The organism is Curtobacterium sp. AC273, assembly GCF_979253735.1.
This window is the reverse complement of sequence record NZ_CEEDDU010000009.1, coordinates 24369-49214: the sequence shown is the minus strand read 5'-3', so window position 1 is coordinate 49214 and position 24846 is coordinate 24369. Positions and strand designations below refer to the sequence as shown.

Sequence of the window (24846 nt, the reverse complement as noted above, 5' to 3'; positions counted from 1 at the left end):
TACGACACCCTCGCGGGTCATCCCGGACTCCAGCCACGCCGGCATCTACCAGGCCGTCATCGAGGACTGCCGCGTCAACGGCGCGTTCGACCCGGCCACCATGGGCTCGGTGCCGAACGTCGGCCTGATGGCGCAGAAGGCCGAGGAGTACGGCTCGCACGACAAGACGTTCGAGGTCCCCGGTGCGGGCAGGGTCCGCGTGACCACGTCCGCCGGCGAGAGCGTCCTCGAGCACGAGGTCGAGGCCGGCGACATCTGGCGGGCCTGCCAGACCAAGGACGTCGCCATCCGCGACTGGGTGAAGCTCGCCGTGACGCGGGCCCGTGCGACCGGGTCGCCCGCGGTGTTCTGGCTCGACGAGTCCCGCGCGCACAACGCCAACCTCATCGGCCTCGTCCGCCGGTACCTCGGCGAGCACGACACCGAGGGCCTGCAGATCGAGGTCATGAGCCCCGAGGACGCGATGCGCTTCTCGCTCGAGCGCATCCGCCGCGGCGAGGACACCATCTCGGTCACGGGCAACGTCCTGCGCGACTACCTCACCGACCTGTTCCCGATCATGGAGCTCGGCACCTCGGCGAAGATGCTCTCCGTCATCCCGCTCCTCGGCGGCGGCGGCCTGTTCGAGACCGGCGCCGGCGGTTCCGCGCCGAAGCACGTGCAGCAGCTCGTGCAGCAGAACTACCTGCGCTGGGACAGCCTCGGCGAGTTCCTGGCGCTTGCGGTCAGCCTCGAGCACCTCGCCGGCGTGACCGGCAACGCCCGCGCCCGCATCCTCGGCGAGACGCTCGACCGCGCCACCGGGACCTTCCTCGAGCAGGACAAGTCCCTGGGCCGGAAGCTCGGCTCGATCGACAACCGTGGCAGCCACTTCTTCCTCGCGAAGTACTGGGCGCGGAGGAACTGGCGGCACAGACCGAGGACACCGAGCTCGGAGCGGCGTTCGCGGAGGTCGGCTCATCGCTCGCCGAGCAGGAACGGACGATCGTCGACGAGCTCGTGTCCGTCCAGGGCACCCCGCCGACATCGGCGGCTACTACCGTCCGGACGACGCCAAGACGAGCGCCGTGATGCGCCCGTCCGCCACGCTCAACGCAGTCCTGGCCGCCCTGTAACCAGCCGGACCAGTGGCGGACGGGAGGCGCGGTGCCAGCTGGCACGCGCCTCCCGTCCGTCTTTGCGTCCGTCTCAGGCGCGGGACGGCACGGGCGGACCGATCACGAGCAACGCGCCGAAGACGAGGGCGACGGCCGCGACGCCGATGCGGCGGACACCGCCGGCCGCCGCACCACGAAGAAGAGCAGCCCGTCCCAGAAACCCGTCCGGGCACCGATGTCGGGCGAACGGCGCCACGGCCCGTCGAGCATCCCGCGCCGAGCCACCGCGACCTCGAACGGCACCGTCGCGTAGGACGCGACTGGCCTCGCCCAGCCCGAGCACGAGCGCGCCGGCCGACCACCGCTGGTTCACCGCGACCACCGTCGTGACGACCAGGTACGCCAGGAACACGAACCCGTGCACGCCGCCGCCGATCCGGACGCCCCAGTCTCCGGCGCCGACCCCGTACTTCAAGACCATCCCGCGATGAGCAGGGTCCAGGTCACGAGTTCGGCGATCGCGGCGGCGCGGAACAGGGAGCGTGGCGTCATGACGTTCATGGTGACGGACCGCTCCGGGGAAACACCCGGTAGCGTCGAGTGCATGTCGACGCCGACCGAGAACCGTCCCCTGAACATCGTCGTCTGGAACGAGAACGTGCACGAGACCCGCGGTGACGCGACGGTCGTCGAGCACTACCCCGACGGCATGCACACCGTGATCGCCGCCGCGCTCCGCGAGCGCCAGCCCACCGCCGAGGTCTCCACCGCCACGCTGCAGAAGAACCCGAGCACGGCCTCACCGCCGAACGCCTGGCCGCCACCGACGTCCTGTTCTGGTGGGGCCACGCCGCCCACGAGGAGGTCTCCGACGAGGTCGTGACGGCAGTCCGTGGACGCGGTGCACGCCGGCATGGGCCTGGTGGTGCTCCACTCGGGCGCCTACTCGAAGCCGTTCAAGCGCCTGATGGGCACCACGTGCTCGCTGAAGTGGCGGAACGACGGGGAGCGCGAACTCGTCTGGACCGTCGCCCCGGAGCACCTGATCGCCGCCGGTGTGCCGCACCCGATCGTCACCGAGCGCCAGGAGATGTACGGCGAGTACTTCGACATCCCGCGCCTCGACGAAGAGGTCTTCCTGTCGACGTTCGCCGGCGGTGAGGTGTTCCGCTCCGGCGTCGCCTACCGTCGCGGGCTCGGCCGGGTCTTCTACTTCACCCGCGGCGACCAGGAGTACCCCGTGTACCACCACCCCGACATCCAGCGGGTGCTGTCGAACGCGGCGCAGTGGGCCGCGCCGGTGTCCGAGCGGCGCGAGTTGACCGCCGACCCCCACCCGCGGGACTGGTTCCTCGGCGACGGGGCGGGTAGACAGGACACGTGACACAGCTCGACCCCGCAGCCGCACCGCTCGGCCGTCGTCGAGGCGCTCGGCGTCCTCGGCAGCGGACCCGAGGAACGCTTCGACCGCATCACCCGGATGACCCAGGGCGTTCGGCGATCCCGCTGACCTTCCTCAACCTCGTGCACGACGGCCTGGTGACGGCGCAGTCGACGCAGGGCTGGCGGCAGGGCGGCAGCGCGCCGGCCGAGCAGGTGTTCTGCTCGACCACGGTGCTCGACGACGAGCCGATGGTGGTACCGGACGCGACGCTCGACGCCCGCTTCGCGCACCTCGCCGCCGTCACCGAGCAGGGCGTCCGGTTCTACGCGGGGGCACCCTGTCGATGCTCGACGGCACGAGAGTCGGCACGCTCTGCATCATGGACGCAGCCGCAGGACCCTGTCGGCGGAGGACCTCGACCTGCTCCGCGACCTGGCCCTGCTGGGCGGAGCGGGAGCTCGGCCACTCGATCGAGGACGACCGCGTCCGACGGGTCGTCGACGGCCTCGTCCCGAGCCGGTCACGGTGCCCGGCCACGACCTCCACGTCCTGTCGCTGCCGAGTGCCGACGCCGGGGACGTCGCCGACTGGCGGGTCGCCCGCGACGGGCGACTCCACCTCACCGTCGGGGCGATCCCGTCCGCGGGCAGTGCCTCGGCGCTCCTCGCCGCGTCGGTGCGGGCAGCGGTCATCGCCCGGACCGACGTCCCGATGGAGGACGCTTTCCCGGGCCTGGAGGCGCAGGTCGCCGCCGACCTGTCCGTCGCGGACACCGTGGGGTCGCTCTTCCACCTGCGGCTCGACCCGACGACGGGCCAGGTCGAGTACGGGGACGCCGGTCACGGTCTCGCCGCCCTGGTGCGGGCGGACGGCAGCGCCGTGGCGCTGCGGTCGCGCGACCCTGCCGGTCGGGCTCCAGCCCGCGACTGACCCCGCGGACCCCGGGCTCCCTGCAGCTCGCGTCCGGCGACCGCATCGTGCTGTGCACCGACGGCGTGCTCGCGGGTACCGGCGACCTCGACGCGCTCGTGGACCTCGCCCGGACGACCGCCGACGGCGCCGAGCTCGTCGAGCACGTCCGCCGGACTGCGACGCACGGCACGCTCCTCGTCCTCGCCCGTCGCTGACCGGCTTGTCCACAGCGGTGGGAGCCTGGACCCGCGGAGTCCTCCCGGTCCGGCACGATCGTGGCGTGCAAGACCACGATGTGTACCGGACGATGGTCGACCTCGTCGGGCTCGCGGTACGGTTCGACGGCGCGGTCCCGGCTGACGCGCACTCCGACTGGACCCTCGCGGTGCCGTGCGAGGCGGACCGGTTCGTCCGGGTCTCGACGAAGGCCGACCGCTCCGGATCGGTTCAGGATCCGTCGTCGAGTACCTGGAGCCGGGTGACGCCGCGCTCATCAGGTCCGACGGTGAGGTCACCATCCAGGCAGGCCCCGACGGCTCGGGGACCACCGAGGGTCGACGAGTCGTTCGTGGAACTCCTGCGGGGAGACGGGGCTCCTCGGGGCGTCCGACGATCCCGACTCCTTCGCGGACTCCGGGGTGTTCTACGGCACTGCTGCGTTCGGAGCCCCTCGAACCCGAAGTCTCGGCGCTGCCCTCGGCGCTCCAACTCGAGCCAGTGGACACCGACGACGATGGTCGTCCGCGAAGCGCCATCAGCTCCTCGACGACCTCGCTGCCGGGGCACCGGGCGGGTCCCCAGCGAGACGCGCTCGCCCGGAGTGGTCAGTCACGGCGCTCGTCGACGGGGTAGACCACCCGCCCTCCGTATCCGGAGAACTCAGTCTGCGTGCGCTCGAGCGGATCGTCCATGCCGAACAGCCGGTACCGGTCGGGGAACTGGCCCGGATCACGAACGTGACGGACCGCACGCTCTTGCGGCGCTTCCGGGCGGCCACTTCGGTCCGGACGCCCGACGGGTTCCGCAGCGGTGGTGGCGGTGTTCGCTGCCGGTCTGCCGCGCGTTGCTCGACGGTGAGGACGAGTGCGCCGTTGCCCGCGCGTCCGGGTACAGCTCAGTCCGTGCGATGCGTCGGTCACTCGAGCGCGTCGCGAGGGCGGATCCGTTCGGCGCGGATGTCGGATCGGACCACGAGCTCCCGGCATTCGCGGTCCGGATCCGACATCCCGAGAAAGGATGCCGGTCAACTAGCGGCGGGTGGGCTTCGCGGTGAGGGTGACGACGAGCAGGGTGGCGAGCAAACCGACGCCGGCGAGCTCGACGCCGAGGCCGAGGAGCTGCCGGTAGGCGCTCCCGACGACCTGCGGCGTGGGTGATCGACTCCGGCCACCAGGGGTCGATGAGCGGGAACGACCCCGGGAACAGGGTCGAGGCCGAACACCGCGAGGCCACCGAGCAGCAGCACGACACCGAGGCCGGCCATCGCGCCGCGCGAGCGCGCCGGAGCATGTGCGCGACGAGGGCCGCGGCGATGCCGGCGAGCTTGACGACGGCGACGAGGAACGCCAGCACGACGATCGTCTGCGGTGCCAGGGCCACCCAGTCGAGGACGGCGATCGGCAGCAGCAGCCACCGCCCCGCCTCGGGCCCAGCGCGCGGGGTTCCGCCATCCGTCCATGCCCGGAACCGTACGACAGTCCGCCGGTGAGGATCCGGTGATCGGCCGCGGGTACGCTTGTCAGATCATGGCGCAGGACGGTCGGACGCGGCAGCAGCGGGCGCTCGCCACGCGCGCCGCGATCATCGAGGCGGCGGCGGGCGAGTTCGACGAACGCGGGTACACCGGGGCGTCGATGGACGCCGTGGCCGAGCGCGCCGGACTGACCAAGGGTGCGCTGTACTTCCACTTCACGTCGAAGGCCGACCTGGCGGGTGCCGTCATCGCCCGCAGCACGAGGTCTCCCGGCAGTACGGCGAAGCGGCGGCGGCACGGGGCTCGACGCCGCTCGAGGTGCTCATGTGGATGTCGCAGGGCCTGGCGTCGCAGATGGTCCACGAGGTCGTCGTGAGCGCCGGCATCCGACCTCGACCGAGCGCGCACGGCCGACGTCGCCCGGCAGGACCCGTACACGGACTGGATCGCCGTCGTCACCGGCCTCGTGCGGCAGGCGGTCGACGCCGGCGAGGTCGACCCCGCCTGGGAGCCGGACCTCGTCGGACGCGTGGTGATCCCCGCGTACACGGGCGTGCAGACCGTGTCGGACGTCCTCGCCGACCGTGCCGACCTGTACGACCGGCTGCGGGAGCTGTGGACCGTGCTCCTCGCCGCGATCGTCACGGAGCGGATGCGGCCGGAGATCCCCGACTCGTGGCCGTCATCGCACCGCTGCCGACGGGGAACTGACACGACGCGGGAACCGACGCGACGCGGGTCCCCCCCAGGGACACCCACGTCACCGTTCCCCTGTGAGGATACCAAGAGCGTCGCGAGCACTCCGGCCCCCGTTCACGGGTGCCGTCCGCGGTGGCCCGGGGCTAGCCTGTGCCGATGGCCACCCCCGCTGCCGAGGTCGACGTCGACGTCCCGCTCGTGCGCGCGCTGCTCCGCGACCAGCACCTCGACCTCGCCGACCTGCCGCTCGAGGTCGCCGCCGCCGGCTGGGACAACGTCATCGTGCGCCTCGGCGACCTGCTGGCGGTGCGGCTCCCCGGCGCGCAGCAGGCCGCGACGCTCATCGAGCACGAGCAGCCCTGGCTGCCGGAGATCGCGCAGCGGGTGGCGGCGATCGTCCCCGTCCCCGACCCGGTGCGGATCGGCCGACCGGCGCTCGGCTACCGTGGTCCTGGAGCGTCGTCCGCTGGCTGCCCGGCACGCCGGTCGGTGTGGGCACCGGCGGGGTGCACGTCGCGGAGGCGCTCGCCGCGTTCGTCGGCCTGCTGCACGTCCCCGCTCCCGAGGACGCCCCGGTCAACCCGGTCCGCGCCGTGCCACTCGCGACGCGGAGCGACGCCGTCCTGACGCGACTCGACGCCGAGGACGTGCCCGGGCCCGCGAACTGGCTGCGGTCTGGCGGGCGGCGGCCGCCCTGCCCGCGTACGCCGGGCCTCCCGTCTGGGTGCGGCGACCTGCCACCCCGTTCAACGTGCTGGTCGAGGAGGCACCGTCGGGCGGGACCCGCCTGGCGGCGGTCGTCGACTTCGGCGACCTGACGGCGGGGGACCCGGCCGTCGACCTCGCGACGGCCTGGCTGACGCTCGACCGGGAGGCGCGGCGCACCTTCCGCGCACACGTCACCGCCGACGACGACACCTGGGAGCGCGCGCGGGGCTGGGCCGTCTCCATCGCGTCGGCCCTGTCCCTGTCCGACGACCGCACGTTCCGCGCGGCCGCGCGCCGGGCGATCGACGCAGTGCTGGACGGCTGAGTCCGGGCGGGGCTATCGTGACCGCACCAATTCCGTGCACGTGAAGATCGGAGGGGCCGTCATGACCCTCGAGTTCCGCGTCCAGCACGACGTCGCCACCGACGCCGCTCCACTCCCGTCCGTTCCCACCCGCACCGGCTTCCGAGGGCTCCTCGACCGGCTGACCGCCCGTCGCGAGGCAGCGCGCGTCCGCCGGGTCGAGGCCCGTCTGCAAGAGCTCAGCGACCTCGAGCGCCTGCTCTCCGGTGCCCGCAGCGTCATCGAGCGGGGGTGGATCCAGCACGCGTGGTTCGCGTACGTCGACGAGCACGGTCGGATGCGGAAGGCGTCGAGTGCCGCCGCGATGGACGTGCAGGGCGAGCCCCTCGTCGCCGCGTGCCTGGTCGGCTCGGTGGTCTCCGCCGCCGGCGGCCCGCACGCCGTGCACTCGCAGGAGGTCCAGCGTGCGCTCGACCTGGTGTGGCACGCGCTCGCGGTCGAGGAGGGACAGCCGGTGCTGTGGTGCCCCGCGCCGGACATCCGGATGGGCCGTGTCCGCGACCTGACGAGCTGGAACGACTCCCCCGCGCGCAACTCGGGCGAGGTCGCCGGGCTGCTCCTCACCGCCGAACGCGTCGCCGTGCACGAGGCGGAGCGCGTCCGCGAGCGAGCGGTGGCACGATCGAGGGCATGAGCAGCGCCGACCCGGTCCCCGAGGTCCACCCAGCACCGCACCCGCCCGGTCGGGCGGAGACCCGTCGATCGCCGCGGTCGGCGGGTCGCTGCTGTCCGACGAGGGGTCGGTGCCGCGGACCGACGACGCGCTCGTCAAGCAGACACTGCACCGCTACCTGCAGAAGACCCGGGCCGCGCTGCTCGGCAAGCTCGACGGACTCGCGGAGCGGCAGGCCCGCTGGCCGGTGACGCCCACCGGCACGAACGTGGCCGGGCTCGTGAAACACGTCGCGGGCGTGCAGGCCGGAGTACTTCGGCGAGGTGTTCGAGCGGCCGCTGCCGGACGCGCCCGCCTGGCTCGACTCCGACGGCGACGAGGACATGTACGTGACGGCCGACGAGACCCTGGACGACGTCGTCGCGTTCCACCACCGCAGCGCCGCGCACGCCGACGCCACGATCGAGGCGCTCGACCTCGACGCCCGCGGGGTGGTGTCCTGGTGGCCGGAAGGGCACCGCGACGTGACGCTGCACCGCGTCCTCGTCCACATGGCGTACGAGACCGCACGGCACGCCGGGCACGCCGACATCGTGCGTGAGATGCTCGACGGCCTCGCCGGTGACGGGGACGGCAACCTCGCCGAGCGATCGCCCGAGCAGTGGGTCGAGTGGCGCGAACACCTCGTCGAGCTCGCCGAGCAGTCGGGCCTCCGCGGCCTCGGGGGCGTAGCCGAACACTCCTCGGGATCGTTACCGTTCTCCCAGGGGCGGCCCCGTACCTGCCGCCTGACCTCCGGGGTTCCGGTCTGACCGAACGCGCAGGAAGCCGTCCGGATCGCCGTGGTGCGTTGTACAACGACCACACGTGATGCGTACGTTTGAGCCCACTTGTGCCCCGGTCCGTGGGCACTTCGGCCGACCGGAGAGGGGCGCTTCCGCGTGTTCCAGTACATCGGGGAGCGGTGCAGGACCAGATCTGGTTCGCGTCGTGGCAGCACTTCTCACTGGTGGTCCAGTGCACGGTGCTCGCGACGGTCATCGCGGTGGTGCTCGCCACACTCGTCTACCGCAGTCCACGATTGACCTCGGTCGCCAACGGGGTGTCCGCCATCGGCCTGACGCTGCCGTCGTTCGCGGTCATCGGTCTGCTCATCGTCCCGCTCGGCTTCGGTGTGCTGCCGTCCGTCGTGACGGTCGTCTTCTTCGCCGCCCTGCCGATCCTCCGGAACGCGGTCGTCGGCCTCGCCGAGATCCCCGCGACCGTGGTCGAGTCCGCCCGCGGCATCGGCATGAGCCGGTTCCGGACCCTGCTGCAGATCGAGCTGCCGATGGCGTGGCCGATCATCCTCAGCGGCGTCCGGGTGTCGGCCCAGATGGTGATGGGCATCGCCGCCATCGCCGCGTACGCCCTCGGCCCCGGACTCGGCGGCTTCATCTTCTCCGGGCTGTCCCGCCTCGGCGGCGCCAACGCCCTCTCCTCCGTCGTGGTCGGGGTGGTCGGCGTCGTCCTGATCGCCTTCGTCCTCGACCTGCTCCTCATCGGCCTCGGCCGCCTGACCATCTCGAGAGGTATCCGTGTCCAGCACTGACTCCGCCACCACCACCGCTCCCGACGGGGACGTCACCGGCCGCAGCATCCTGCTCGACGAGGTCACCAAGCGGTACCCCGGCCAGTCGAAGCCCGCCGTCGACGGCATCACGCTCGAGATCCCGGCCGGCCAGATCGTCATGCTCGTCGGCCCCTCCGGCTGCGGCAAGACGACGACGCTCAAGATGATCAACCGACTCATCGAGCCCACCGAGAGGCCGCATCGTCGTCGGCGACGACGACGTCACCGGCATCGACGCCGACGAGCTCCGCCGGCGCATGGGGTACGTCATCCAGGCCGGCGGGCTGTTCCCGCACATGACGGTCGCGGCGAACATCGCCATCGTCCCGAAGATGCTCGGCTGGTCGAAGGACAAGATCGCCGCGCGCGTCGACGAGCTCCTGGACCTGGTCTCCCTCGACCCCGACACGTACCGCGAAGGGGGGAGGGAGGGGGGGCCCCCCCCCCCCCCCCCCCCCCCCCCCCCCCCCCCCCCCCCCCCCCCCCCCCCCCCCCCCCCCCCCCCCCCCCCCCCCCCCCCCCCCCCCCCCCCCCCCCCCCCCCCCCCCCCCTACCCCCGGGAACTCTCCGGCGGCCAGCAGCAGCGCGTCGGCGTGGCCCGGGCGCTCGCCGCGGACCCGCCCGTCCTGCTCATGGACGAGCCGTTCGGCGCCGTCGACCCGATCACCCGGCAGCGCCTGCAGGACGAGCTCCTGCGCATCCAGGAAGAACTGCACAAGACGATAGTCATCGTCAGCCACGACTTCGACGAGGCCGTGAAGCTCGGCGACTGGATCGTCATCTTCACCGAGGGCGCGCACATCGTGCAGTACGACACCCCGGAGCGGATCCTGGCCGAGCCGGCGAACGAGTTCGTCGAGAACTTCACCGGCTCCGGCGCCGGCCTCAAGCAGCTCACGCTGAACCGGGTCCGCGACGTCGAGGTCGCCTCCCGCGGTGACGTGCTCCCCCGGTGAGGGCGAAGGCCGTCCTAGCAGCGCATGAACGAGGCCGGTGGCCACCAGCACGCCGTGGTCGTCGACGCTCGCCAGCGTCCGATCGGCTGGCCGTCGCGTCGGCAGCACTCGAGCGTCTCGACCGCATCCCGGACGGCACCGAGCCGGACCTGCCCGTCGTCGGCGAGGGCGCGACCCTCAACGACGCGCTCGACACGATGCTCGTCTCGAGCGCCGGCGCCGCCCTGGTGACCGGTCGCCGTGACGCGTTCCGCGGCGTGATCACCGTCGAGACGGTCATGGAGGCGATCACCCGCTCCCGTGCGGCCGCCTCGGACGACCAGGCCTACACGCCCGTCGGGACCAACACGAACCCGATCGAGACGATGCCGTCCTCGCCGGCGTCGATGCCCACCGGGGAGGAACTGTGAGCGCAGTCGCCGCCGGCCCCGCCACCGGGGCCAGCACCTCGTGGAAGGGGCTGCTGTTCCAGCCGATCGCCATCCTCGTGGTGCTCGCCGGCTTCGTGGTCTGGCTCACGACCGCCGACCTCACCGCCACCGAGCGCGGCACGCTGAACCCGTCGACGATCCTCGAGCTCACCGGCCAGCACCTGCTGCTGACGGCGGAGTCCACGGTCCTCGTCCTCGTCATCGGGATCCCGCTCGGGATCCTGCTCACCCGCGGACCGCTCCGCCGGATCAGCCCGGCGGTCATCGCCGTCGCGAACTTCGGGCAGGCCGCCCCGGCCGTGGGGCTCATCGTCCTGCTCGCCGCGTGGCTCGGACTGAACCCCTGGTCGGCGGTCGTCGCCCTCGTGCTCTACGCCATCCTGCCGGTGCTCCGGAACACGATGATCGGCGTGCAGAGCGTCGACGCCCGTCTCGTCGAGGCCGGCCGGGGCATGGGCATGAGCGCGTTCAGCGTGCTCCTCAAGGTCGAGCTGCCGCTGGCCGCGTCCCGGTCATGCTCTCCGGCATCCGGACCGCCCTGGTCCTGCTCGTCGGCACCGCCAGCACTGGCGACCTTCGTCGGCGCCGGTGGCCTCGGGCTCCTCATCACGACGGGGGTGACCCTGTTCCTGACGAAGGTCCTGGTCTCCGGGGCGCTCCTGGTGGCCCTGCTCGCCCTGTCCATCGACTGGCTCGGCCGTGTGGTCGAGACGGTCGCACGACCGAAGGGACTCCGATGACGCACGACGACCTGCGCGACGCACGCCGCGCCTCCCGTCCGTCCGCCCGTCGCCGCCTGGCGACCGCCGCAGCCGTGGCGGGGGCGAGCGCCCTCGTGCTGACCGGCTGCGGGCTGCAGCCCGCGACCTCGTTCGTGCCGGCGGCCGGCCCCGGCTCGATCGAGCGCATCGACGACCTGCCGGACGGCGCCCACATCACCGTCACGTCGAAGAACTTCACGGAGCAGCTCGTCCTCGGCAAGATCGCGGTGCTCGCCGCGAAGGCCGCCGGGTTCGACGTCACCGACGAGACCAACGTGCCCGGCAGCGTCGCGGTGCGTGAGCTCATGACGTCGCACGGTGCGGACTTCACGTACGAGTACACCGGGACGGCCTGGCTGACCTTCATGGGCCACGCCCAGGGGATCCCGGACAAGACCGAGCAGTGGCAGGCGGTCAAGAAGGAGGACGCCGGCAACGGGCTGACGTGGCTCAAGCCGGCGCCGATGAACAACACGTACGCCTTCGCCGTCCGCGACGAGGCCGTGTCCGAGCTCGGGGACGTCACGACCCTCTCCGACATCACCAAGCTGCCCGTCAGCGAGCGGACGTTCTGCGTCGAGTCCGAGTTCAACTCCCGCGCCGACGGGTTCAAGCCGATGCTCGAGAAGTACGGGCTCGAGCTCGGCGGCTCCGGCGACAACGGCATCCCGACGAGCAACGTCAGCATCCTCGACACCGGCACCGTGTACACGGCGACCGACCGGGGCAAGTGCAACTTCGGCGAGGTGTTCACCACGGACGGCCGCATCAAGTCGCTCGGGCTCACCGTGCTCGAGGACGACAAGGGCTTCTTCCCGGCGTACAACGTCGCACCCGTGCTCGACTCGGCGACCCTGAAGGAGTACCCGCAGCTGAAGGGGATCTACGACCAGATCTCGCCGAAGCTCACCGACGAGGTGCTGCAGGAGCTGAACCGGCAGGTGGACGTCGAGGGGCGCGAACCCGCGGACGTGGCCTTCGACTGGATGGTCAAGGAGGGCTTCATCACCCGCGGCTGATGCGGCCGGCGGTGTCCCGGATCATCGCGACCACCCGCTCCCGCACCGTCTCCGGGTCGGAGCCCTCGTGCCGCGCCGAACTCCGCAGGCCGGTCATGCACATCCCGAGCAGCATCTCGGCCGCCTGCGGGGTCGCCGCGTCCGGTCCCCACGCCGGGTCCCGCTCGAGGATCGTGCGGACGGCACCGGTCATGGCCTCGGCCACGGTCGTCATCCGCGACACCTGCCGCCGCATGAGCTGCGGGAAGCGCACGATCACCGCCTTCCGGGCGAGCCGTTCGTCCTCGTCGCCGAAGGACTCCCCGAACACCAGGAACGCCAGGTCCACGACCGCCTGCGCCGCCGGCTCCCCCGCCACCGTCTCGAGGTGGGCCTCGAGCGTCTCCGGCCGGAGGTCGAGTTCGGTGTGCCCGAGGACGGCGTCCTCCTTGCTCTCGAAGTAGTTGAAGAACGTCCGCGGCGAGACGTCCGCCCGGGCGGCGATCTGCTCGATCGTGGTGTGGTCGATGTCCTGCTCGAGTGCGAGCGAGCGAGCGGACTCAGCGATGCGCCCTCGGGTCTCGATGCGCTTGCGGTCGCGGAGGCCCAGTTCGGAGGCGGAGCGCGGTGTCGGGCATGAGGCTGACTGTAACCCGAACATCCCCACACTTACAGCAGATGCAAACTTGCAGTCGTGCACCGGACAGTACGGTGGGCGCATGACCACTCCCGTGCTCGAGGCCCGTGGCCTCGCCAGGACCTACGGCCGCGGCTCCACGCGGTTCGACGCCCTCAAGGGGGTGTCCTACCAGGTGCACCAGGGCGAGAGCCTCGCCATCGTCGGCAAGTCCGGCTCCGGCAAGTCGACGCTCATGCACCTGCTCGCGCTGCTCGACAAGCCCTCGGCCGGGCAGATCCTGCTCGACGGGACCGACGCGGCGACCCTCAGCGCCCGGCAGGTGAACCGCACGCGGAACAGCACCTTCGGCTTCGTGTTCCAGCAGTTCTTCCTCACGCCGAAGACCTCGGTGCTCGACAACGTCGTGCTGCCGCTGAAGATCGCGGGCGTCACCGGCGCCGAGCGGAAGCGTCGGGGCATGGCGGCGCTCGACGCCCTCGGCCTGGCGGACAAGGCGAAGAACGACGCGAACGACCTGTCCGGCGGCCAGAAGCAGCGTGTGGTCATCGCCCGTGCGCTCGTCGGCGAGCCGAGCGTCATCTTCGCCGACGAGCCGACCGGCAACCTCGACACGAACACCGGTGAGGTGGTCGAGGACATGCTCTTCGGGCTGCAGCGGGAGCGCGGGATCACGCTCGTCGTCGTCACCCACGACGAGGAGCTCGCCGAGCGGTGCGACCGACGCGTGAACGTGCGCGACGGACTCATCGTCGAGACGTCCGGCGCACCCGGTGTCGGCGCACCCGGCGCGCCCGGCGTCGGCGCGCCCGGCGTCGGCGCGCCCGGCGTCGGCGCGCCCGGCGTCGGCGCGCCCGGCGCGTCCGAGTCGGCGGGGTCGGCCTCGCACGGAAGGCACTCCGCATGAACTTCCTCGACCTCCTGAAGACCGCGGTGTCGAACACCTTCCGGTCGAGAAGCTCCGCACCACGCTCACCGTCATCGCCATCTTCATCGGTGCCTTCACCATCACGCTGACCTCGGCGATCGGCACCGGCGTCAGCAACTACATCGACACCCAGGTCGCCTCCATCGGTGACACCGGCTCCCTGACGATCACGAAGACCGTCGAGGCCTCCACCGACAGCGGCCCCGCGAAGTACGACCCGGACGAGTCCAGCCAGAGCGTCAACCGCGGTCCGGCGTCCTTCGCCTACCTGTCCCAGTCCGACGTCGACACCATCAAGTCGGTCTCGGGCATCAAGGCCGTCCGTCCCGCTGTGGCGCTCCAGCACCAGGTGGGTCGAGCACGGCAGCGACGGCAAGTACGTCGTCGACGTCGCTGCGAACGCCGGCGAGCTCGACGCCGACCTGGCCGCCGGCAAGCAGCTCGACGACTCGTCCTCCGCCGGCAACCAGGTGCTCCTGCCGACGAACTACCTGAAGAACCTCGGCCTCGGCAACGCGAAGGCCGCGGTCGGGCAAGAGCTCGCGCTGGCCGTCGACGACTACCAGGGCAAGGAGCACACCCTCACCGCCACGGTCGTGGGCGTGCAGAACGAGTCGCTGTTCGGTGGCGGGGCCGGGGCGAACGCCGCCCTCACCGACGCGATGCAGGCGGCGCAGGAGACCGGCAAGCCCGCGTCGATCGCGACCTCGTACGCCAGCGCCACCGCGACGCTCGACTCCGGCGCGGACGCGTCCGACGTCAAGAGCGCGCTGTCGAAGGACGGCTACACGGGCCAGACCATCCAGGACCAGCTCGGGCAGTTCCAGACGGTCATCAGCGGCATCGTCGGCGTCCTCAACGCCTTCGCCGTCATCGCACTCGTCGCCGCCGGTTTCGGCATCATCAACACCCTGCTGATGAGCGTGCAGGAGCGCACCCGCGAGATCGGGCTCATGAAGGCCATGGGCATGGGCGGGGGCAAGGTCTACACGCTGTTCTCGCTCGAGGCCGTGTTCATCGGGTTCCTCGGCAGCGCGATCGGTGCCGGGGTGGCAATCCTGCTCGGCACCGGGATCTCGAACGTCCTCGCCGGCAGCGTCCTCAAGGACCTGCCGGGTCTGCAGATCATGCAGTTCGCCCCGTCGTCGGTGATCACGATCATCCTCGTCGTGATGTTCATCGCGTTCCTCGCGGGCACGCTCCCGGCACGCCGGGCGGCCCGGCAGAACCCGATCGAGGCACTGCGCTACGAGTAGCGGAGCGCGCCAGCCGCGCTGCTGATCCCGATCACGCGAACGCCCCCGTCCACGCCGGACGGGGGCGTCGTCGTGTGCCTAGGGTCGGAGCGTGGCGGCATTCGGGCGGGACCTCGGGGACGGGTACACGCTGACGCTGCGGGACCTGTCGACCGTCCAGCCCCTGCACGAGCTCGTGCTCGCGAACCCTCGACCGTCTCCGTGCCGCCGAACCGTGGGCCTGGCGGCCGCAGACCCTCGAGACCGCCGTCCTGCACACCGAGCACCTGCTCGGCCAGTACGCCATGGACCGCGCGCTCCCCTGCGTCCTCCGGTTGGACGACCGCATCGTCGGAGCCGCCTCGCTCGCCTTCGACCCGTACCTCGGGCAGGCATCGCTCGGCTACTGGGTGGACGCGGGCCTGGAGGGACGGGGTGCCGTCCGCCGCGCCGCCACCGTCCTCGTCGGGGTCGCCCGGGTACGCGGGTCGGCGCGGGTCGAGCTCCGGACGGCGGTGGACAACCAGCGGAGTCGCGGCCTGGCCGTGCGGCTCGGCTTCACCGAGGAGGGCACCCTGCGGAGCGCGCTGCCCCTCGGGACGGAGCGGGTCGACGTGGCCGTGTACGGGCTGGTGTTCTGAAAGGTGCGTCCGTCCGGCACGTCGCGGGGTGGTGCGCCCGACACGTCGCAGTGGGTGCGTCCGGCACGTCGCGGAGCGGTGCGTCCGACATCGCACCCCCGTGCGGACATCGCGCCCGCGGGTGGCGGGGCGCGATGTGCGCAGAGGGGTGCGACCCGCGTCACGACTGCGGCGTCAGGACCCCTGCGTCGCGCCCTGCCACACCGCGAACGCCCCGCCGACCACCAGCAGCACGATGAGCAGCACCCACACCGCGAGCGCGACGAGGTTGAGGAAGACCCCCAGCCCGCACGTCCCCGGGCGAACGGCTCCCGGCTCCGCGAGGCGATACCGAGGCAGAGCCCGACGACGGGGGCGACGAACGTCCAGCCGGCGAGCAGCGAGCAGATCCCGAGGACGAGACTCGCCGTGCCGAGTCCGGTGCGGGGCGATTCCGAGTACGTGGCCATGCTCTGACGCTACGGACCTCGCCGAGGCGAGTCGTCCCTCCAGGGCCTGATCCGGGTCCACCTGCGGACGGAGGAGGTCACCGGACGCCGGTATCGTCGATGCCATGGCCCTGTTCGGACGACGCAACAAGCACGACGTGCGCGACCGACCCATCAGCCAGGTCGAGTTGAAGCGCGCCGTCGACGAGGGGTTCCTCATCGCGAAGGCCGCCGTCACCATCGCCGTGGCGAACCGGATCATCACCAACGCCCTGCGCGACCAGGGGTACTTCGACCACGCGGTCATCGCCGAGGCCGCGCGCGAAGAGCTGCACCGGATGGCCGACGAAGAGCGCGGCGACGCCGAGCGCATGCGCGACATCCGGTCGAAGTCGAGCAAGCAGAAGGGCCGCTCGCGGCACCAACACGACTACCGGCGCGGCGACGACCTCAAGCTGCGCACGCGCGAGGCGACGTACGAGAAGCTCGCCGAGATGCTCGACAAGCGCCGGTCGGACCAGGGGTTCGTCGACGGCATCGTCCTGGCGGCCCGGGCTCGGGCGTGGGACGACATCGGGACCACCGTCGTCGGGCGCCTCGGCTGGGCGCAGCGGCCAGCCGACGACTACGAGGTCGGGCGCGACGACCGTCTGCAGCAGATGCTCGACGAGGACTTCGCCGTCCTGCTGGCCGAGCACCCCGTCGGGTCTGAGACGGCGGCGGACGCCGACGAGCCGGACGCGGCGGACGCGGGCGACGACGGGACGGACCCGGCGGACCCGGACTCGACACGCGCCTGATCCGACCGCCGCGCGCAGCGGTCGGTTGGGACCTGACCGAGACCACGCGCAGTCGGGGAACCCTAGGCTCGGAGGCATGGTGGATGCGGTGGTCGTCGGAGCCGGACCGAACGGGTTGGCGGCCGCGGTGACCCTTGCTCGTGCCGGGCTGTCCGTCGAGGTCGTCGAGCGGAACGACACGATCGGCGGCGGTGCCCGGACGTCCCCGTTGACCCTGCCCGGCTTCCTGCACGACGTCTGCTCCGCCGTGCACCCGATGGCGCTGCAGTCCGAGTTCTTCCGGCTGTTCCGCCTGGAGGACCGGATCGAGCTCCGGCTCCCCGAGGTGCAGTACGGCCACCCGCTCGACGGCGGCCGTGCCGGCATCGCGTACCAGGACCTCGACCGCACTGCCGAAGAGCTCGGTGTCGACGGACGGGCCTTCCGCCAGCTCATGCGACCCCTGTCGGACAACGCCGACCAGGTCGCCGACTTCGCCACCGACGCCCTGCTCCACGTGCCGCGGCACCCGCTGAGCGTGCTGCGCTTCGGGCTGCGCGCGCTCGAGCAGGGCACGAGCGCCTGGAACCTGCGCTTCCGCGACGAGGTCGCCCCCGCGATGGTCTCGGGTGTCGCCGCACATTCGATCCAGCACCTGCCCTCGCTGGCGACCGCTGCGGCCGCGCTCTCGCTCGGCGCCTACGCCCACGCGCGGGGTTGGCCGGTGCCGATCGGCGGGAGCCAGGCGATCGTCGACGCGCTCGCCGCTGACCTCGTCGCGCACGGCGGCCGGATCGAGACCGGGCGCGAGGTGCGCTCGCTCGCCGACCTCACCCCGGCGAAGGCCGTGCTGTTCGACACGAACGTCCCCGGGATGCTCCGGATCGCCGGCAAGCAGATCCCACGCCCCGACGCGGAGCGCTCCGCCGCTTCCGGTTCGGCAACGCGGCGTCGAAGGTCGACTTCGCCCTGTCCGACCCGGTGCCGTGGACGAACGAGGCGCTCCGGAAGGCCGGCACGGTGCACATCGGCGGGACGCGCGCGGAGATCGCTGCCGCCGAGGGTGCCGTCGCCCGCGGCCAGCACGCCGAGCGGCCGTACGTGCTCGGTTCCGAGCCCACCGTGGTCGACCCGAGCCGCGCCCCGAGGGGCAAGCACGTCTTCTGGGCGTACGCGCACGTCCCCGCGGGGTCGGACGTGGACCAGACCGAGGCCGTGACGCGGCAGATCGAGCGCTTCGCGCCGGGCTTCCGCGACACGATCCGCCTGCAGTCGAGCAGCCGGACCGCCGTGCAGATGGCCGAGTACAACCCGAACTACGTCGGCGGGGACATCGCGGCGGGTGCCGCGAGCTTCTGGCAGCTGGTCAAGCGACCCCTGCTGTCGTCCGATCCGTGGCGGATGGGCGGCGGCATGTACCTGTGCTCCGAGGCGTCCGCGCCCGGCCCGGGCGTGCACGGGATGGCCGGCTGGCACGCCGCGCGGAGTGCCCTCCGCCACACGTTCGGGCTTCCCGAAGACGTCGAACTCGCACCGGAGGAGTGACCATGGCGAAGAACGTCCGCATCCTGCACACCACACCCGAGGCCGTCTTCGACGTGCTCGGCGACGGCTGGCTCTACACGACCTGGGTCGTCGGGGCCTCCCGCATGCGGAAGGAAGAGCGCGGCTGGCCGCAGGTCGGCACCCGCCTGCACCACTCGTTCGGGTCGTGGCCGTTCGTGATCAACGACGTCACCACGTCGCTGGTGTGGGACCCGCCGCACCGCATGGTGATCCAGCCGAAGGGCTGGCCGATCGGTGAGGCACGCGTTGCGCTGACGGTCGAGCCGCACCCGCGTGGCTGCGAGGTCACGATCGTCGAGAACCCGGTCGAGGGGCCCGGCGCGTACGTCCCGAACGTGATCATGCAGCCGATGATCTGGATCCGGAACCGCGAGACGCTGCGGCGACTCGGGTGGGTCGCGGCGGGTCGCGCCGAGAACGGGTGACGAGTCGGACTGGAGGCGCGGGGCGGGCCCGCACCGTGCCTCCGGTCCGATCACCCGGTCACGTCCGCGACGCCGTCACTCGGCGCGGCTGAACTCGCTCGCCCGTCGGACCTGGTCCTCGGTCAGGGCGACGCCCGTGTACCGCTCGAACTGCCGTGCTGCCTGCAGCGCGATGACCTCGGCACCCGTGATGACGCGTTTGCCCATGGTGCGGCCGGCGCGGACGAGCGGTGTCTCGGAGGAACGCCACGACGTCGAACACCGTCTCGGCCGCTTCGATCCGTTCTTCCTCGAAGGCCAGCACGTCCTGCTGATCGCCGCGCATGCCGAGCGGCGTGACGTTCACGACGACGTCCGCCGAGGACGCATCCCGCTCGTCGGCGACCCACTCGTACCCGTACTGGCGCGCCAGCGCGGGCCCGGCGTCCGCGTTGCGAGCGACGATGGTGAGCTCGTCGAAGCCCGCGCCCCGGAAGGCCGCCGTGACGGCCTTCGCCATCCCCCCGGAGCCGCGCAACAGGACGCTCGCCGACGGGTCGACCGCGTGCGAGGCGAGCAACGACGCAACCGCTTCGTAGTCGGTGTTCGAGGCCGTCAGCACCCCGTCGTCGTTCACCACGGTGTTGATCGACTCGATCGCGGCCGCTGATTCCTCGACGACGTCGACGAGGGGGATGATCGCCTCCTTGAAGGGCATCGACACGGAGCAGCCGCGGATCGAGGGCGCGGATGCCGGTCACGGCGCCCGGCAGGTCGGTCGTCGTGAACGCCTTGTAGGCGAAGTTCAGGCCGAGTTCGTCGTAGAGGAAGTTGTGGAACCGCGTGCCGATGTTGCTCGGCCGAGCGGCGAGTGAGATGCAGACCTGCATGTCCTTGTTGAGGATGGGCATGGCTCCAGTCTCCCACCAACATGCCGATGGAGCGGTCCACACCGACGGGTGGGGACAAAGGTGGGGTTCTCCCACCTCGGATCAGGGTGTCCCCCGGATGTGGTCCGGGTCGACCGGTCCGTACCGTCGACGTCATGAGCACACTCACCCGCCCGCGCCAGGGTCGACTCCTCGCCGGGGTCTGCGCCGGCATCGCCGACCGCTTCGGCTGGTCCCGCACCTTCGTCCGCATCGCCTGGGTCGTCCTGAGCTTCTTCCCCGGCCCGCTCTGGATCGCCTACGTCGTCCTCTGGATCCTCATGCCGAACCAGGGCTCGCGGCGCTGATCCCGCGCCGGGGCCGCTGACCGGTCCCCCGTCCGGACGGGTTAGTGTGGCGTGGTGCCGGTCTCCGTATTCGATCTGTTCAGCATCGGGATCGGTCCGTCGAGTTCCCACACCGTCGGGCCGATGCGCGCCGGTGCCGCCTTCGCCGCGCAGCTCGTCGACGCCCCCGTCGCGTCGGTCGCCGTCCACCTCTACGGCTCCCTGGCGTCGACCGGGCAAGGTCACGGCACCCTCGGGGCCGTCGTCGCCGGTCTGATGGGCTCCGACCCGGAGACCGTCGACCCCGACGCGATGACCGCCGCGCTCGCCGAACTCGAGGCGACCGGGGTGCTCCGGCTCGTCGGCGGCGCCACGGTGCCGTTCCGGCTGGCGGACATCGTCCTGCACCCCTCACGATGCTCCGCGGCACCCGAACGCGATGCGGCTGCGTGCCGACGACGCCTCGGGAGCGACCCTCGTCGAGGAGACGTACTACTCGATCGGCGGCGGCTTCATCACGAGCGATCGCGGGGGCGACGTGGCCAAAGACCGCGGCGGCGACGTGGCCGAGGCCGCGATCCCCGTCGACGACGCCGTGGCGTACCCGTTCTCGAGCGGCGCCGAGCTGCTCGCCGCGTGCTCGGCATCGGGGCTGCCGGTGAGCGGTGTGGCCCTGGCGAACGAGACCGCCACGCGCAGCACCGACGCAGTCCGTGACGCGCTGCTGCGCATCCACGACGTCATGGAGTCCTGCGTCGACCGGAGCGTCGAGCGCTCCGGCACGCTGCCCGGCGGCTTGACCGTCCGCCGTCGCGCCGCGAACTGGCACGACCAGCTCACCCGCGACGACCCCGAGCACGACCCGCTCTTCGCGATGGAGTGGGTGAACCTGATCGCCATGGCCGTCAACGAGGAGAACGCCACGGGCGGCCGTGTCGTCACCGCACCGACGAACGGTGCGGCCGGGATCATCCCCGCCGTCCTGTACTACGCCCTCACCTACGTGCCGACCGTGACCCCGGCGAACCGTGACGACACCGTCGTGCAGTTCCTGCTCACCGCCGGTGCGATCGGCTCCATCTACAAGGAGCGGGCGTCGATCTCGGGCGCCGAGGTCGGCTGCCAGGGCGAGGTCGGCTCCGCGGCGTCGATGGCGGCCGCCGGCCTCGCCGAGGTCCTCGGTGGGACGCCCGAGCAGGTCGAGAACGCGGCGGAGATCGCCATGGAGCACAACCTCGGGCTGACCTGCGACCCGATCGGCGGCCTCGTGCAGATCCCGTGCATCGAGCGGAACGCGATCGCGGCGAACAAGGCGATCAACGCCGCCCGGATGGCACTCCGGGGCGACGGCGTGCATCACGTGTCGCTCGACCAGGTCGTCGAGACGATGCGCCAGACCGGGGCCGACATGTCGACGAAGTACAAGGAGACCGCGATGGGCGGTCTGGCGGTGAACGTCCCGCTCTGCTGACGGCCGCCGCTGACGGCCGCAGCCGACGGCCGCCGGGCGTCAGCCCTGCAGCAGCGTCAGCCCGGCAGCAGCGTCAGCCGTGCAGCAGCGTCAGCAGGCGCGCCGTCTCGGTCGCGATCGCGTCACGGCCGGCTGCCACGTACTTGCGCGGGTCGACGACGTCGGGTCGCTCGTCGAGCACCTCGCGCAGTGCCCGGGTGAACAGGCCGTTGAGGTGCGTGGAGATGTTGATCTTGGCCATGCCGGCGCGGACGGCCCCGCGGAGTTCGTCGTCGGAGAGCCCCGACGAGCCGTGCAGGACCAGGGGGACCGGCACCGCGGCGCGGAGCTGCTCCACGAGCGACCGGTCGACCGCTGCCTCGCGCGTCTGCATGGCGTGCGAGGTCCCCACCGCGACGGCGAGGGCGTCGACGTCGGTGTCCGCGACGAACGCTGCGGCGTCGACCGGGTCCGTGCGCACCCCGGGAGCGTGCACCCCGTCCTTGCCGCCGACCTCGCCGAGTTCGGCCTCGATCGCGATGCCCGCCACGTGGCAGGCCGCGGCGAGCTCGCGCGTGGCGGCGACGTTCGCCGCGAAGTCGAGGTGGGAGCCGTCGTACATGATCGAGTCGACGCCGAGGTCGATACCGGCGAGCACGAGGGCGCGGTCCTCGACGTGGTCGAGGTGCACCAGGACCTCGACGTCCGCCGATCGTGCGATGGCCTGCCGTCGCGGTCGTGATCGGCGCGAGACCACCGTGGTAGCGGACGCAGTTCTCGCTGATCTGCAGGATGACCGGCAGGCCGGCGAGCTCGGCGCCGGCGACGATCGCCTCGGCGTGCTCGAGCAGGACGACGTTGAACGCGCCGACGCCGCGGTGGTCGGTGCGGGCGGCGTCGAGCAGCCCGGTGAGGGCGAGGTCGGTGATCATGCGGTGCTCCTGATTCGGGCGTCCGGGGACGCGGGTTCGGCGCGCTGGGTGGAGGACTGGAGGAAGCGTCGGACGGCGGCGGCGTCGACCTCGCCCGCGACGGGCCGGAGGACGGCCGCCGCACCGTAGGCGGCGGCGGAACGGAGGGTTGCTTCGTCGACGACCGGAGTCGAACGGGCCGTCTGCGCCTGGACCATCGCCATCACGAGGCCTGCCGTCGCCGCGTCGCCCGCGCCGGTCGGGTTGCCCGTCACGCCGGCGACGGCAGGGACCTCGAGGACGGCCGCACGGGTGTGCGCGGCGATCCCCTCGGAGCCACGCGAGACCACGACGACGCCAGCACCGCGGTCAAGGAGCCGGAGCGCCCCGGCCCGTTCGTCGTCGGTACCGGTGGCCTCGAGCAGTTCCGCTCGGTTGGGCTTGCAGATGGTCGCTCCCGCATCGGCTGCGGCGAGGAGTGCCGCGCCCGAGCAGTCGACGATGCTCGGCACGTCTCGGCGGCGAGCGGCGGTCACCCACGCGGCGACGACGGCGGGGTCGGCCCCGTTCGGCAGGGAGCCCGACACGACGAGGGCCGCGCAGTCCGGACCGGCGAGCAGCCGGTCGACCACGGCGGTCACGGCGTCCCACTCGTCGACCGCGACGACCGGGCCGGGCTCGCCGTACATCGTCGGGTGCGCGAGGTCGTCGACCACCGTGACGGTGGTGCGCGTCTCCCCCGCCACCGCGACGTCGCTGTGCGAGAGGCCGAGGTCGTCGAGCGCGTCGGCGACCCATCGACCGGACGCGCCGCCGAGCGGCAGGACGGCGTGCGTCGCGAGCCCGGCATCGGCCAGCACCCGACCGACGTTGAGGCCCTTGCCACCGGGGCGACGGGCGACCTCGAGCACGCGTTGTGTCTCGCCGATGCGCTGCTCGGCGACCCGGTAGGTGACGTCGACTGCCGGGTTCGGGGTCACGACGAGGATCACGGCGTTGCCTCCGGTGATGTGGATCGGTGCGCGGACGCGGGCACTGCCCGGGCCGCGCCGGTCGGGACGGTCGGGACGGTGGTGCGGCCGTCGCGGTGGACCACGACGAAGTCGGCGGGCGCACCCACGCTGAGCGGTGCCGGTCGGCCCAGCAGCCGCGCGGGCCGGACCGCCGCGGCCGCGACGACCTCGGCGACCGGCACGCCGGCGGTCAGCAGTCGGCGGACGGCGTCGGCGACCGTGATCGTGCTGCCTGCGAGGGACGATCCGTCCGCCAGGCGGGCGACTCCCCCACGGACCGAGACGGCTGACCCGGCGATCGTGTGGTCACGGTCGCCGCACCCGGTGGCGGACATGGCGTCGGAGACGAGCACGAGGCGGCCGGGAGCGGCCGCACGCACCACGTCGACCGCGGTCGGGTCGAGGTGGTGCCCGTCGACGATGCACTCGAGCAGGAGCCGTTCGTCGGTGAGTGCGACGCCGACGGGGCCGGGAGCACGGTGGTGCAGCGGCGGCATGCCGTTGAAGAGGTGGGTGACGAGCGTCGCACCGGCGTCCACCGCCCGTCTGGCCTGGTCGGCGGACGCGTCGGTGTGGCCGATCGCCACGACGATCCCCGCGGCCACCAGTCGAGCGATGGTGTCCAGGGCTCCGGGGAGCTCCGGCGCGAGGGTGACGATGCGGAGGGCACAGTCCCCCGCTGCCAGGTAGGCGTCGACCTGTGACGGGGTGGGGTGGTGCAGCAGATCGGCGCGGTGGGCGCCCCGGCGTTCGAGGCGCGAGCCGAGGGGCCTTCGAGGTGGAGCCCGGCGAGCGTGCCGTCGGCGACCAGGGGGCGCAACCGGTCGAGGGCGTCGACGGTGTCCTGGACCGGCCCGGTGGCGATGGAGGCGATCAGCGCCGTGGTGCCCGTGAGCGGTGGTGCGCGGCGGCGGCCCGGGCGTCGTCCGCCGAGCAGCTGGCGAAGTCGTGTCCGAGGGCACCGTGGGCGTGGAGGTCGACGATCCCCGGCACGATCGTCCCTTCGACGGTCGTCGTCGTCTCGGTCGCGGGTGCCGTGCCGGAGCCGCTCGCGCTGACGAGGCCGTCGTCGTCGACGAGCAACCAGCCGTCGTGCAGATCGGCGTCGGCGGTGACGATGCGTGGTGCGCGGACGAGGGCGGTCACACCGACACCTCGTGCCGCGAGCTGTCGGACGCGAGACCGGCCCGTCGTGCGAGCAGTGCGGCGCCGATCGCACCCGCCGCGTCACCGTGCCGTGCCGGGACGATCGCCGGGGTCCGGAGGCCGGCCGTACGGTCGGCGACGGCGGCCGTGAGCGGGTCGAACAGGAGCGCCCCGGATTCCGCGAGTCCCCCGCCGACGATGATCGTGTGGCACCCGGCGACCGCCGTGGTCCACACGAGCGCATCGGCGAGCACGTCGACGCAC

Annotated in this window: 24 protein-coding genes and 12 pseudogenes; 27 read left to right on the top strand and 9 right to left on the bottom strand. The window is 72.2% G+C overall.

The window, feature by feature from the left end; all coding sequences use genetic code 11:
• Positions 1–19: 19 nt before the first annotated feature.
• Both ACZ8AI_RS15030 and ACZ8AI_RS15025 read left to right on the top strand, forming a co-directional pair.
• A pseudogene (locus tag ACZ8AI_RS15030) lies at positions 20–838 on the top strand (NADP-dependent isocitrate dehydrogenase); the annotation flags it as partial.
• 22 nt (positions 839–860) lie between these two features.
• A complete protein-coding gene (locus ACZ8AI_RS15025) occupies positions 861–1115 on the top strand; it encodes an NADP-dependent isocitrate dehydrogenase (RefSeq protein WP_464858876.1) in 255 nt (84 codons plus the stop codon).
• A gap of 73 nt (positions 1116–1188) precedes the next feature.
• Here ACZ8AI_RS15025 and ACZ8AI_RS15020 read toward each other — a convergent pair whose 3' ends face one another.
• Positions 1189–1578, bottom strand: a complete 390-nt coding sequence (locus tag ACZ8AI_RS15020; protein WP_464858875.1) for a DUF3817 domain-containing protein — start codon at positions 1576–1578, stop codon at positions 1189–1191.
• Positions 1579–1701: 123 nt separating this feature from the next.
• Here ACZ8AI_RS15020 and ACZ8AI_RS15015 point away from each other — a divergent pair.
• The 3 genes and pseudogenes from ACZ8AI_RS15015 (at position 1702) to ACZ8AI_RS15005 (ending at position 3608) form a co-directional block, all read left to right on the top strand.
• Positions 1702–2481, top strand: a pseudogene (locus tag ACZ8AI_RS15015) (ThuA domain-containing protein).
• Between the two features lie 525 nt (positions 2482–3006).
• Positions 3007–3411 (top strand): SpoIIE family protein phosphatase, encoded by a 405-nt coding sequence (locus tag ACZ8AI_RS15010; protein WP_464858874.1) that lies wholly within the window; start codon positions 3007–3009, stop codon positions 3409–3411.
• Between the two features lie 47 nt (positions 3412–3458).
• Entirely contained in the window at positions 3459–3608 is a 150-nt protein-coding gene (locus ACZ8AI_RS15005) for a hypothetical protein (RefSeq protein ID WP_464858872.1), read from the top strand.
• Between the two features lie 1032 nt (positions 3609–4640).
• Here ACZ8AI_RS15005 and ACZ8AI_RS15000 read toward each other — a convergent pair.
• Positions 4641–5063 (bottom strand): hypothetical protein, encoded by a 423-nt coding sequence (locus ACZ8AI_RS15000; protein WP_464858871.1) that lies wholly within the window; start codon positions 5061–5063, stop codon positions 4641–4643.
• Between the two features lie 75 nt (positions 5064–5138).
• Between ACZ8AI_RS15000 and ACZ8AI_RS14995 the strand changes: the two genes are divergently transcribed.
• The 13 genes and pseudogenes from ACZ8AI_RS14995 to ACZ8AI_RS14935 all read left to right on the top strand — a co-directional run bounded on the left by ACZ8AI_RS14995 (position 5139) and on the right by ACZ8AI_RS14935 (position 12249).
• Positions 5139–5462: a TetR family transcriptional regulator gene (locus tag ACZ8AI_RS14995; RefSeq protein ID WP_464858870.1), complete on the top strand. Its 324-nt coding sequence runs from the start codon at positions 5139–5141 to the stop codon at positions 5460–5462.
• Positions 5459–5797: a hypothetical protein gene (locus tag ACZ8AI_RS14990; protein ID WP_464858869.1), complete on the top strand. Its 339-nt coding sequence runs from the start codon at positions 5459–5461 to the stop codon at positions 5795–5797. Before ACZ8AI_RS14995 ends, ACZ8AI_RS14990 begins: the two co-directional genes overlap by 4 nt.
• Positions 5798–5941: 144 nt before the next feature.
• Entirely contained in the window at positions 5942–6412 is a 471-nt protein-coding gene (locus ACZ8AI_RS14985; RefSeq protein WP_464858868.1) for a hypothetical protein, read from the top strand.
• A 7-nt stretch (positions 6413–6419) separates the two neighbouring features.
• Positions 6420–6818, top strand: a pseudogene (locus ACZ8AI_RS14980) (phosphotransferase); the annotation flags it as partial.
• Positions 6819–6879: 61 nt separating this feature from the next.
• A complete protein-coding gene (locus ACZ8AI_RS14975; protein ID WP_464858867.1) occupies positions 6880–7491 on the top strand; it encodes a DUF6197 family protein in 612 nt (203 codons plus the stop codon).
• Between the two features lie 109 nt (positions 7492–7600).
• Positions 7601–7756, top strand: a pseudogene (locus ACZ8AI_RS14970) (mycothiol transferase); the annotation flags it as partial.
• Positions 7757–7793: 37 nt separating this feature from the next.
• Positions 7794–8282 (top strand): mycothiol transferase, encoded by a 489-nt coding sequence (locus tag ACZ8AI_RS14965; RefSeq protein ID WP_464858866.1) that lies wholly within the window; start codon positions 7794–7796, stop codon positions 8280–8282.
• 152 nt (positions 8283–8434) lie between these two features.
• On the top strand, positions 8435–9061 hold the full coding sequence (locus tag ACZ8AI_RS14960; RefSeq protein WP_464859224.1) for an ABC transporter permease: 627 nt from the start codon (positions 8435–8437) through the stop codon (positions 9059–9061).
• A pseudogene (locus ACZ8AI_RS14955) lies at positions 9048–9501 on the top strand (ATP-binding cassette domain-containing protein); the annotation flags it as partial. The gene ACZ8AI_RS14960 and the pseudogene ACZ8AI_RS14955, both read left to right, overlap by 14 nt.
• A gap of 336 nt (positions 9502–9837) precedes the next feature.
• The gene (locus tag ACZ8AI_RS14950) at positions 9838–10038 is read left to right on the top strand and encodes a hypothetical protein (RefSeq protein WP_464859266.1); all 201 of its coding nucleotides are present in this window, start codon (positions 9838–9840) and stop codon (positions 10036–10038) included.
• Positions 10035–10448 (top strand): CBS domain-containing protein, encoded by a 414-nt coding sequence (locus tag ACZ8AI_RS14945; RefSeq protein WP_464858865.1) that lies wholly within the window; start codon positions 10035–10037, stop codon positions 10446–10448. Before ACZ8AI_RS14950 ends, ACZ8AI_RS14945 begins: the two co-directional genes overlap by 4 nt.
• Positions 10445–11209 (top strand): annotated as a pseudogene (locus tag ACZ8AI_RS14940) (ABC transporter permease). Before ACZ8AI_RS14945 ends, ACZ8AI_RS14940 begins: the two are co-directional and overlap by 4 nt.
• Entirely contained in the window at positions 11206–12249 is a 1044-nt protein-coding gene (locus ACZ8AI_RS14935; RefSeq protein WP_464858864.1) for a glycine betaine ABC transporter substrate-binding protein, read from the top strand. The pseudogene ACZ8AI_RS14940 and the gene ACZ8AI_RS14935 overlap by 4 nt, the downstream one beginning before the upstream one ends.
• Here ACZ8AI_RS14935 and ACZ8AI_RS14930 read toward each other — a convergent pair.
• The gene (locus ACZ8AI_RS14930; protein ID WP_464858863.1) at positions 12236–12889 is read right to left on the bottom strand and encodes a TetR/AcrR family transcriptional regulator; all 654 of its coding nucleotides are present in this window, start codon (positions 12887–12889) and stop codon (positions 12236–12238) included. The two genes, ACZ8AI_RS14935 and ACZ8AI_RS14930, sit on opposite strands and share 14 nt — an antisense overlap.
• A 58-nt stretch (positions 12890–12947) precedes the next feature.
• Between ACZ8AI_RS14930 and ACZ8AI_RS14925 the strand changes: the two genes are divergently transcribed.
• The 7 genes and pseudogenes from ACZ8AI_RS14925 (at position 12948) to ACZ8AI_RS14895 (ending at position 18867) form a co-directional block, all read left to right on the top strand.
• On the top strand, positions 12948–13772 hold the full coding sequence (locus tag ACZ8AI_RS14925; RefSeq protein ID WP_464858862.1) for an ABC transporter ATP-binding protein: 825 nt from the start codon (positions 12948–12950) through the stop codon (positions 13770–13772).
• 73 nt (positions 13773–13845) lie between these two features.
• A pseudogene (locus ACZ8AI_RS14920) lies at positions 13846–14088 on the top strand (ABC transporter permease); the annotation flags it as partial.
• A gap of 175 nt (positions 14089–14263) precedes the next feature.
• Positions 14264–15049: an ABC transporter permease gene (locus ACZ8AI_RS14915; RefSeq protein ID WP_464858861.1), complete on the top strand. Its 786-nt coding sequence runs from the start codon at positions 14264–14266 to the stop codon at positions 15047–15049.
• Positions 15050–15273: 224 nt separating this feature from the next.
• Positions 15274–15669 (top strand): annotated as a pseudogene (locus tag ACZ8AI_RS14910) (GNAT family N-acetyltransferase); the annotation flags it as partial.
• Positions 15670–16222: 553 nt separating this feature from the next.
• Positions 16223–16897 carry a hypothetical protein gene (locus ACZ8AI_RS14905; protein ID WP_464858860.1) on the top strand — a complete coding sequence of 225 codons (675 nt, stop codon included), beginning with the start codon at positions 16223–16225 and terminating at the stop codon, positions 16895–16897.
• A 76-nt stretch (positions 16898–16973) separates the two neighbouring features.
• Positions 16974–18421 (top strand): annotated as a pseudogene (locus ACZ8AI_RS14900) (phytoene desaturase family protein).
• Between the two features lie 2 nt (positions 18422–18423).
• The gene (locus ACZ8AI_RS14895; protein WP_464858859.1) at positions 18424–18867 is read left to right on the top strand and encodes an SRPBCC family protein; all 444 of its coding nucleotides are present in this window, start codon (positions 18424–18426) and stop codon (positions 18865–18867) included.
• 75 nt (positions 18868–18942) lie between these two features.
• Here the strand turns inward: ACZ8AI_RS14895 and ACZ8AI_RS14890 are convergent.
• Positions 18943–19757: pseudogene (locus ACZ8AI_RS14890) on the bottom strand (shikimate 5-dehydrogenase).
• A 134-nt stretch (positions 19758–19891) separates the two neighbouring features.
• Here ACZ8AI_RS14890 and ACZ8AI_RS14885 point away from each other — a divergent pair.
• Both ACZ8AI_RS14885 and ACZ8AI_RS14880 read left to right on the top strand, forming a co-directional pair.
• Complete coding sequence (locus ACZ8AI_RS14885) at positions 19892–20083, top strand: PspC domain-containing protein (protein ID WP_464858858.1); 192 nt, start codon at positions 19892–19894, stop codon at positions 20081–20083.
• Between the two features lie 54 nt (positions 20084–20137).
• Positions 20138–21533, top strand: a pseudogene (locus ACZ8AI_RS14880) (L-serine ammonia-lyase).
• 73 nt (positions 21534–21606) lie between these two features.
• On the opposite strand, the pseudogene ACZ8AI_RS14875 reads toward ACZ8AI_RS14880, so the two are convergent.
• From ACZ8AI_RS14875 to ACZ8AI_RS14855, 5 genes and pseudogenes are all read right to left on the bottom strand, one after another.
• Positions 21607–22444 (bottom strand): annotated as a pseudogene (locus ACZ8AI_RS14875) (class II fructose-bisphosphate aldolase).
• Positions 22441–23415: a 1-phosphofructokinase family hexose kinase gene (locus ACZ8AI_RS14870; RefSeq protein WP_464858857.1), complete on the bottom strand. Its 975-nt coding sequence runs from the start codon at positions 23413–23415 to the stop codon at positions 22441–22443. The pseudogene ACZ8AI_RS14875 and the gene ACZ8AI_RS14870 overlap by 4 nt, the downstream one beginning before the upstream one ends.
• Positions 23412–24041: an amidohydrolase family protein gene (locus ACZ8AI_RS14865; RefSeq protein ID WP_464858856.1), complete on the bottom strand. Its 630-nt coding sequence runs from the start codon at positions 24039–24041 to the stop codon at positions 23412–23414. The genes ACZ8AI_RS14870 and ACZ8AI_RS14865 overlap by 4 nt, the downstream gene beginning before the upstream one ends.
• A 268-nt stretch (positions 24042–24309) precedes the next feature.
• Positions 24310–24582 (bottom strand): hypothetical protein, encoded by a 273-nt coding sequence (locus ACZ8AI_RS14860; RefSeq protein ID WP_464858855.1) that lies wholly within the window; start codon positions 24580–24582, stop codon positions 24310–24312.
• Entirely contained in the window at positions 24579–24836 is a 258-nt protein-coding gene (locus ACZ8AI_RS14855) for an ROK family protein (RefSeq protein ID WP_464858854.1), read from the bottom strand. Before ACZ8AI_RS14855 ends, ACZ8AI_RS14860 begins: the two co-directional genes overlap by 4 nt.
• Positions 24837–24846 lie beyond the last annotated feature (10 nt).

Coding starts and splice junctions, on each gene's coding strand:
- ACZ8AI_RS14935 (WP_464858864.1), top strand. CDS start 11,206: ATGACGCACGACGACCTGCGCGACGCACGCCGCGCCTCCCGTCCGTCC.
- ACZ8AI_RS14885 (WP_464858858.1), top strand. CDS start 19,892: ATGAGCACACTCACCCGCCCGCGCCAGGGTCGACTCCTCGCCGGGGTC.
- ACZ8AI_RS14985 (WP_464858868.1), top strand. CDS start 5,942: ATGGCCACCCCCGCTGCCGAGGTCGACGTCGACGTCCCGCTCGTGCGC.
- ACZ8AI_RS14895 (WP_464858859.1), top strand. CDS start 18,424: ATGGCGAAGAACGTCCGCATCCTGCACACCACACCCGAGGCCGTCTTC.
- ACZ8AI_RS15020 (WP_464858875.1), bottom strand. CDS start 1,578: ATGGTCTTGAAGTACGGGGTCGGCGCCGGAGACTGGGGCGTCCGGATC.
- ACZ8AI_RS14925 (WP_464858862.1), top strand. CDS start 12,948: ATGACCACTCCCGTGCTCGAGGCCCGTGGCCTCGCCAGGACCTACGGC.
- ACZ8AI_RS14905 (WP_464858860.1), top strand. CDS start 16,223: ATGGCCCTGTTCGGACGACGCAACAAGCACGACGTGCGCGACCGACCC.
- ACZ8AI_RS14930 (WP_464858863.1), bottom strand. CDS start 12,889: ATGTTCGGGTTACAGTCAGCCTCATGCCCGACACCGCGCTCCGCCTCC.
- ACZ8AI_RS15000 (WP_464858871.1), bottom strand. CDS start 5,063: ATGGCGGAACCCCGCGCGCTGGGCCCGAGGCGGGGCGGTGGCTGCTGC.
- ACZ8AI_RS14975 (WP_464858867.1), top strand. CDS start 6,880: ATGACCCTCGAGTTCCGCGTCCAGCACGACGTCGCCACCGACGCCGCT.
- ACZ8AI_RS14995 (WP_464858870.1), top strand. CDS start 5,139: ATGGCGCAGGACGGTCGGACGCGGCAGCAGCGGGCGCTCGCCACGCGC.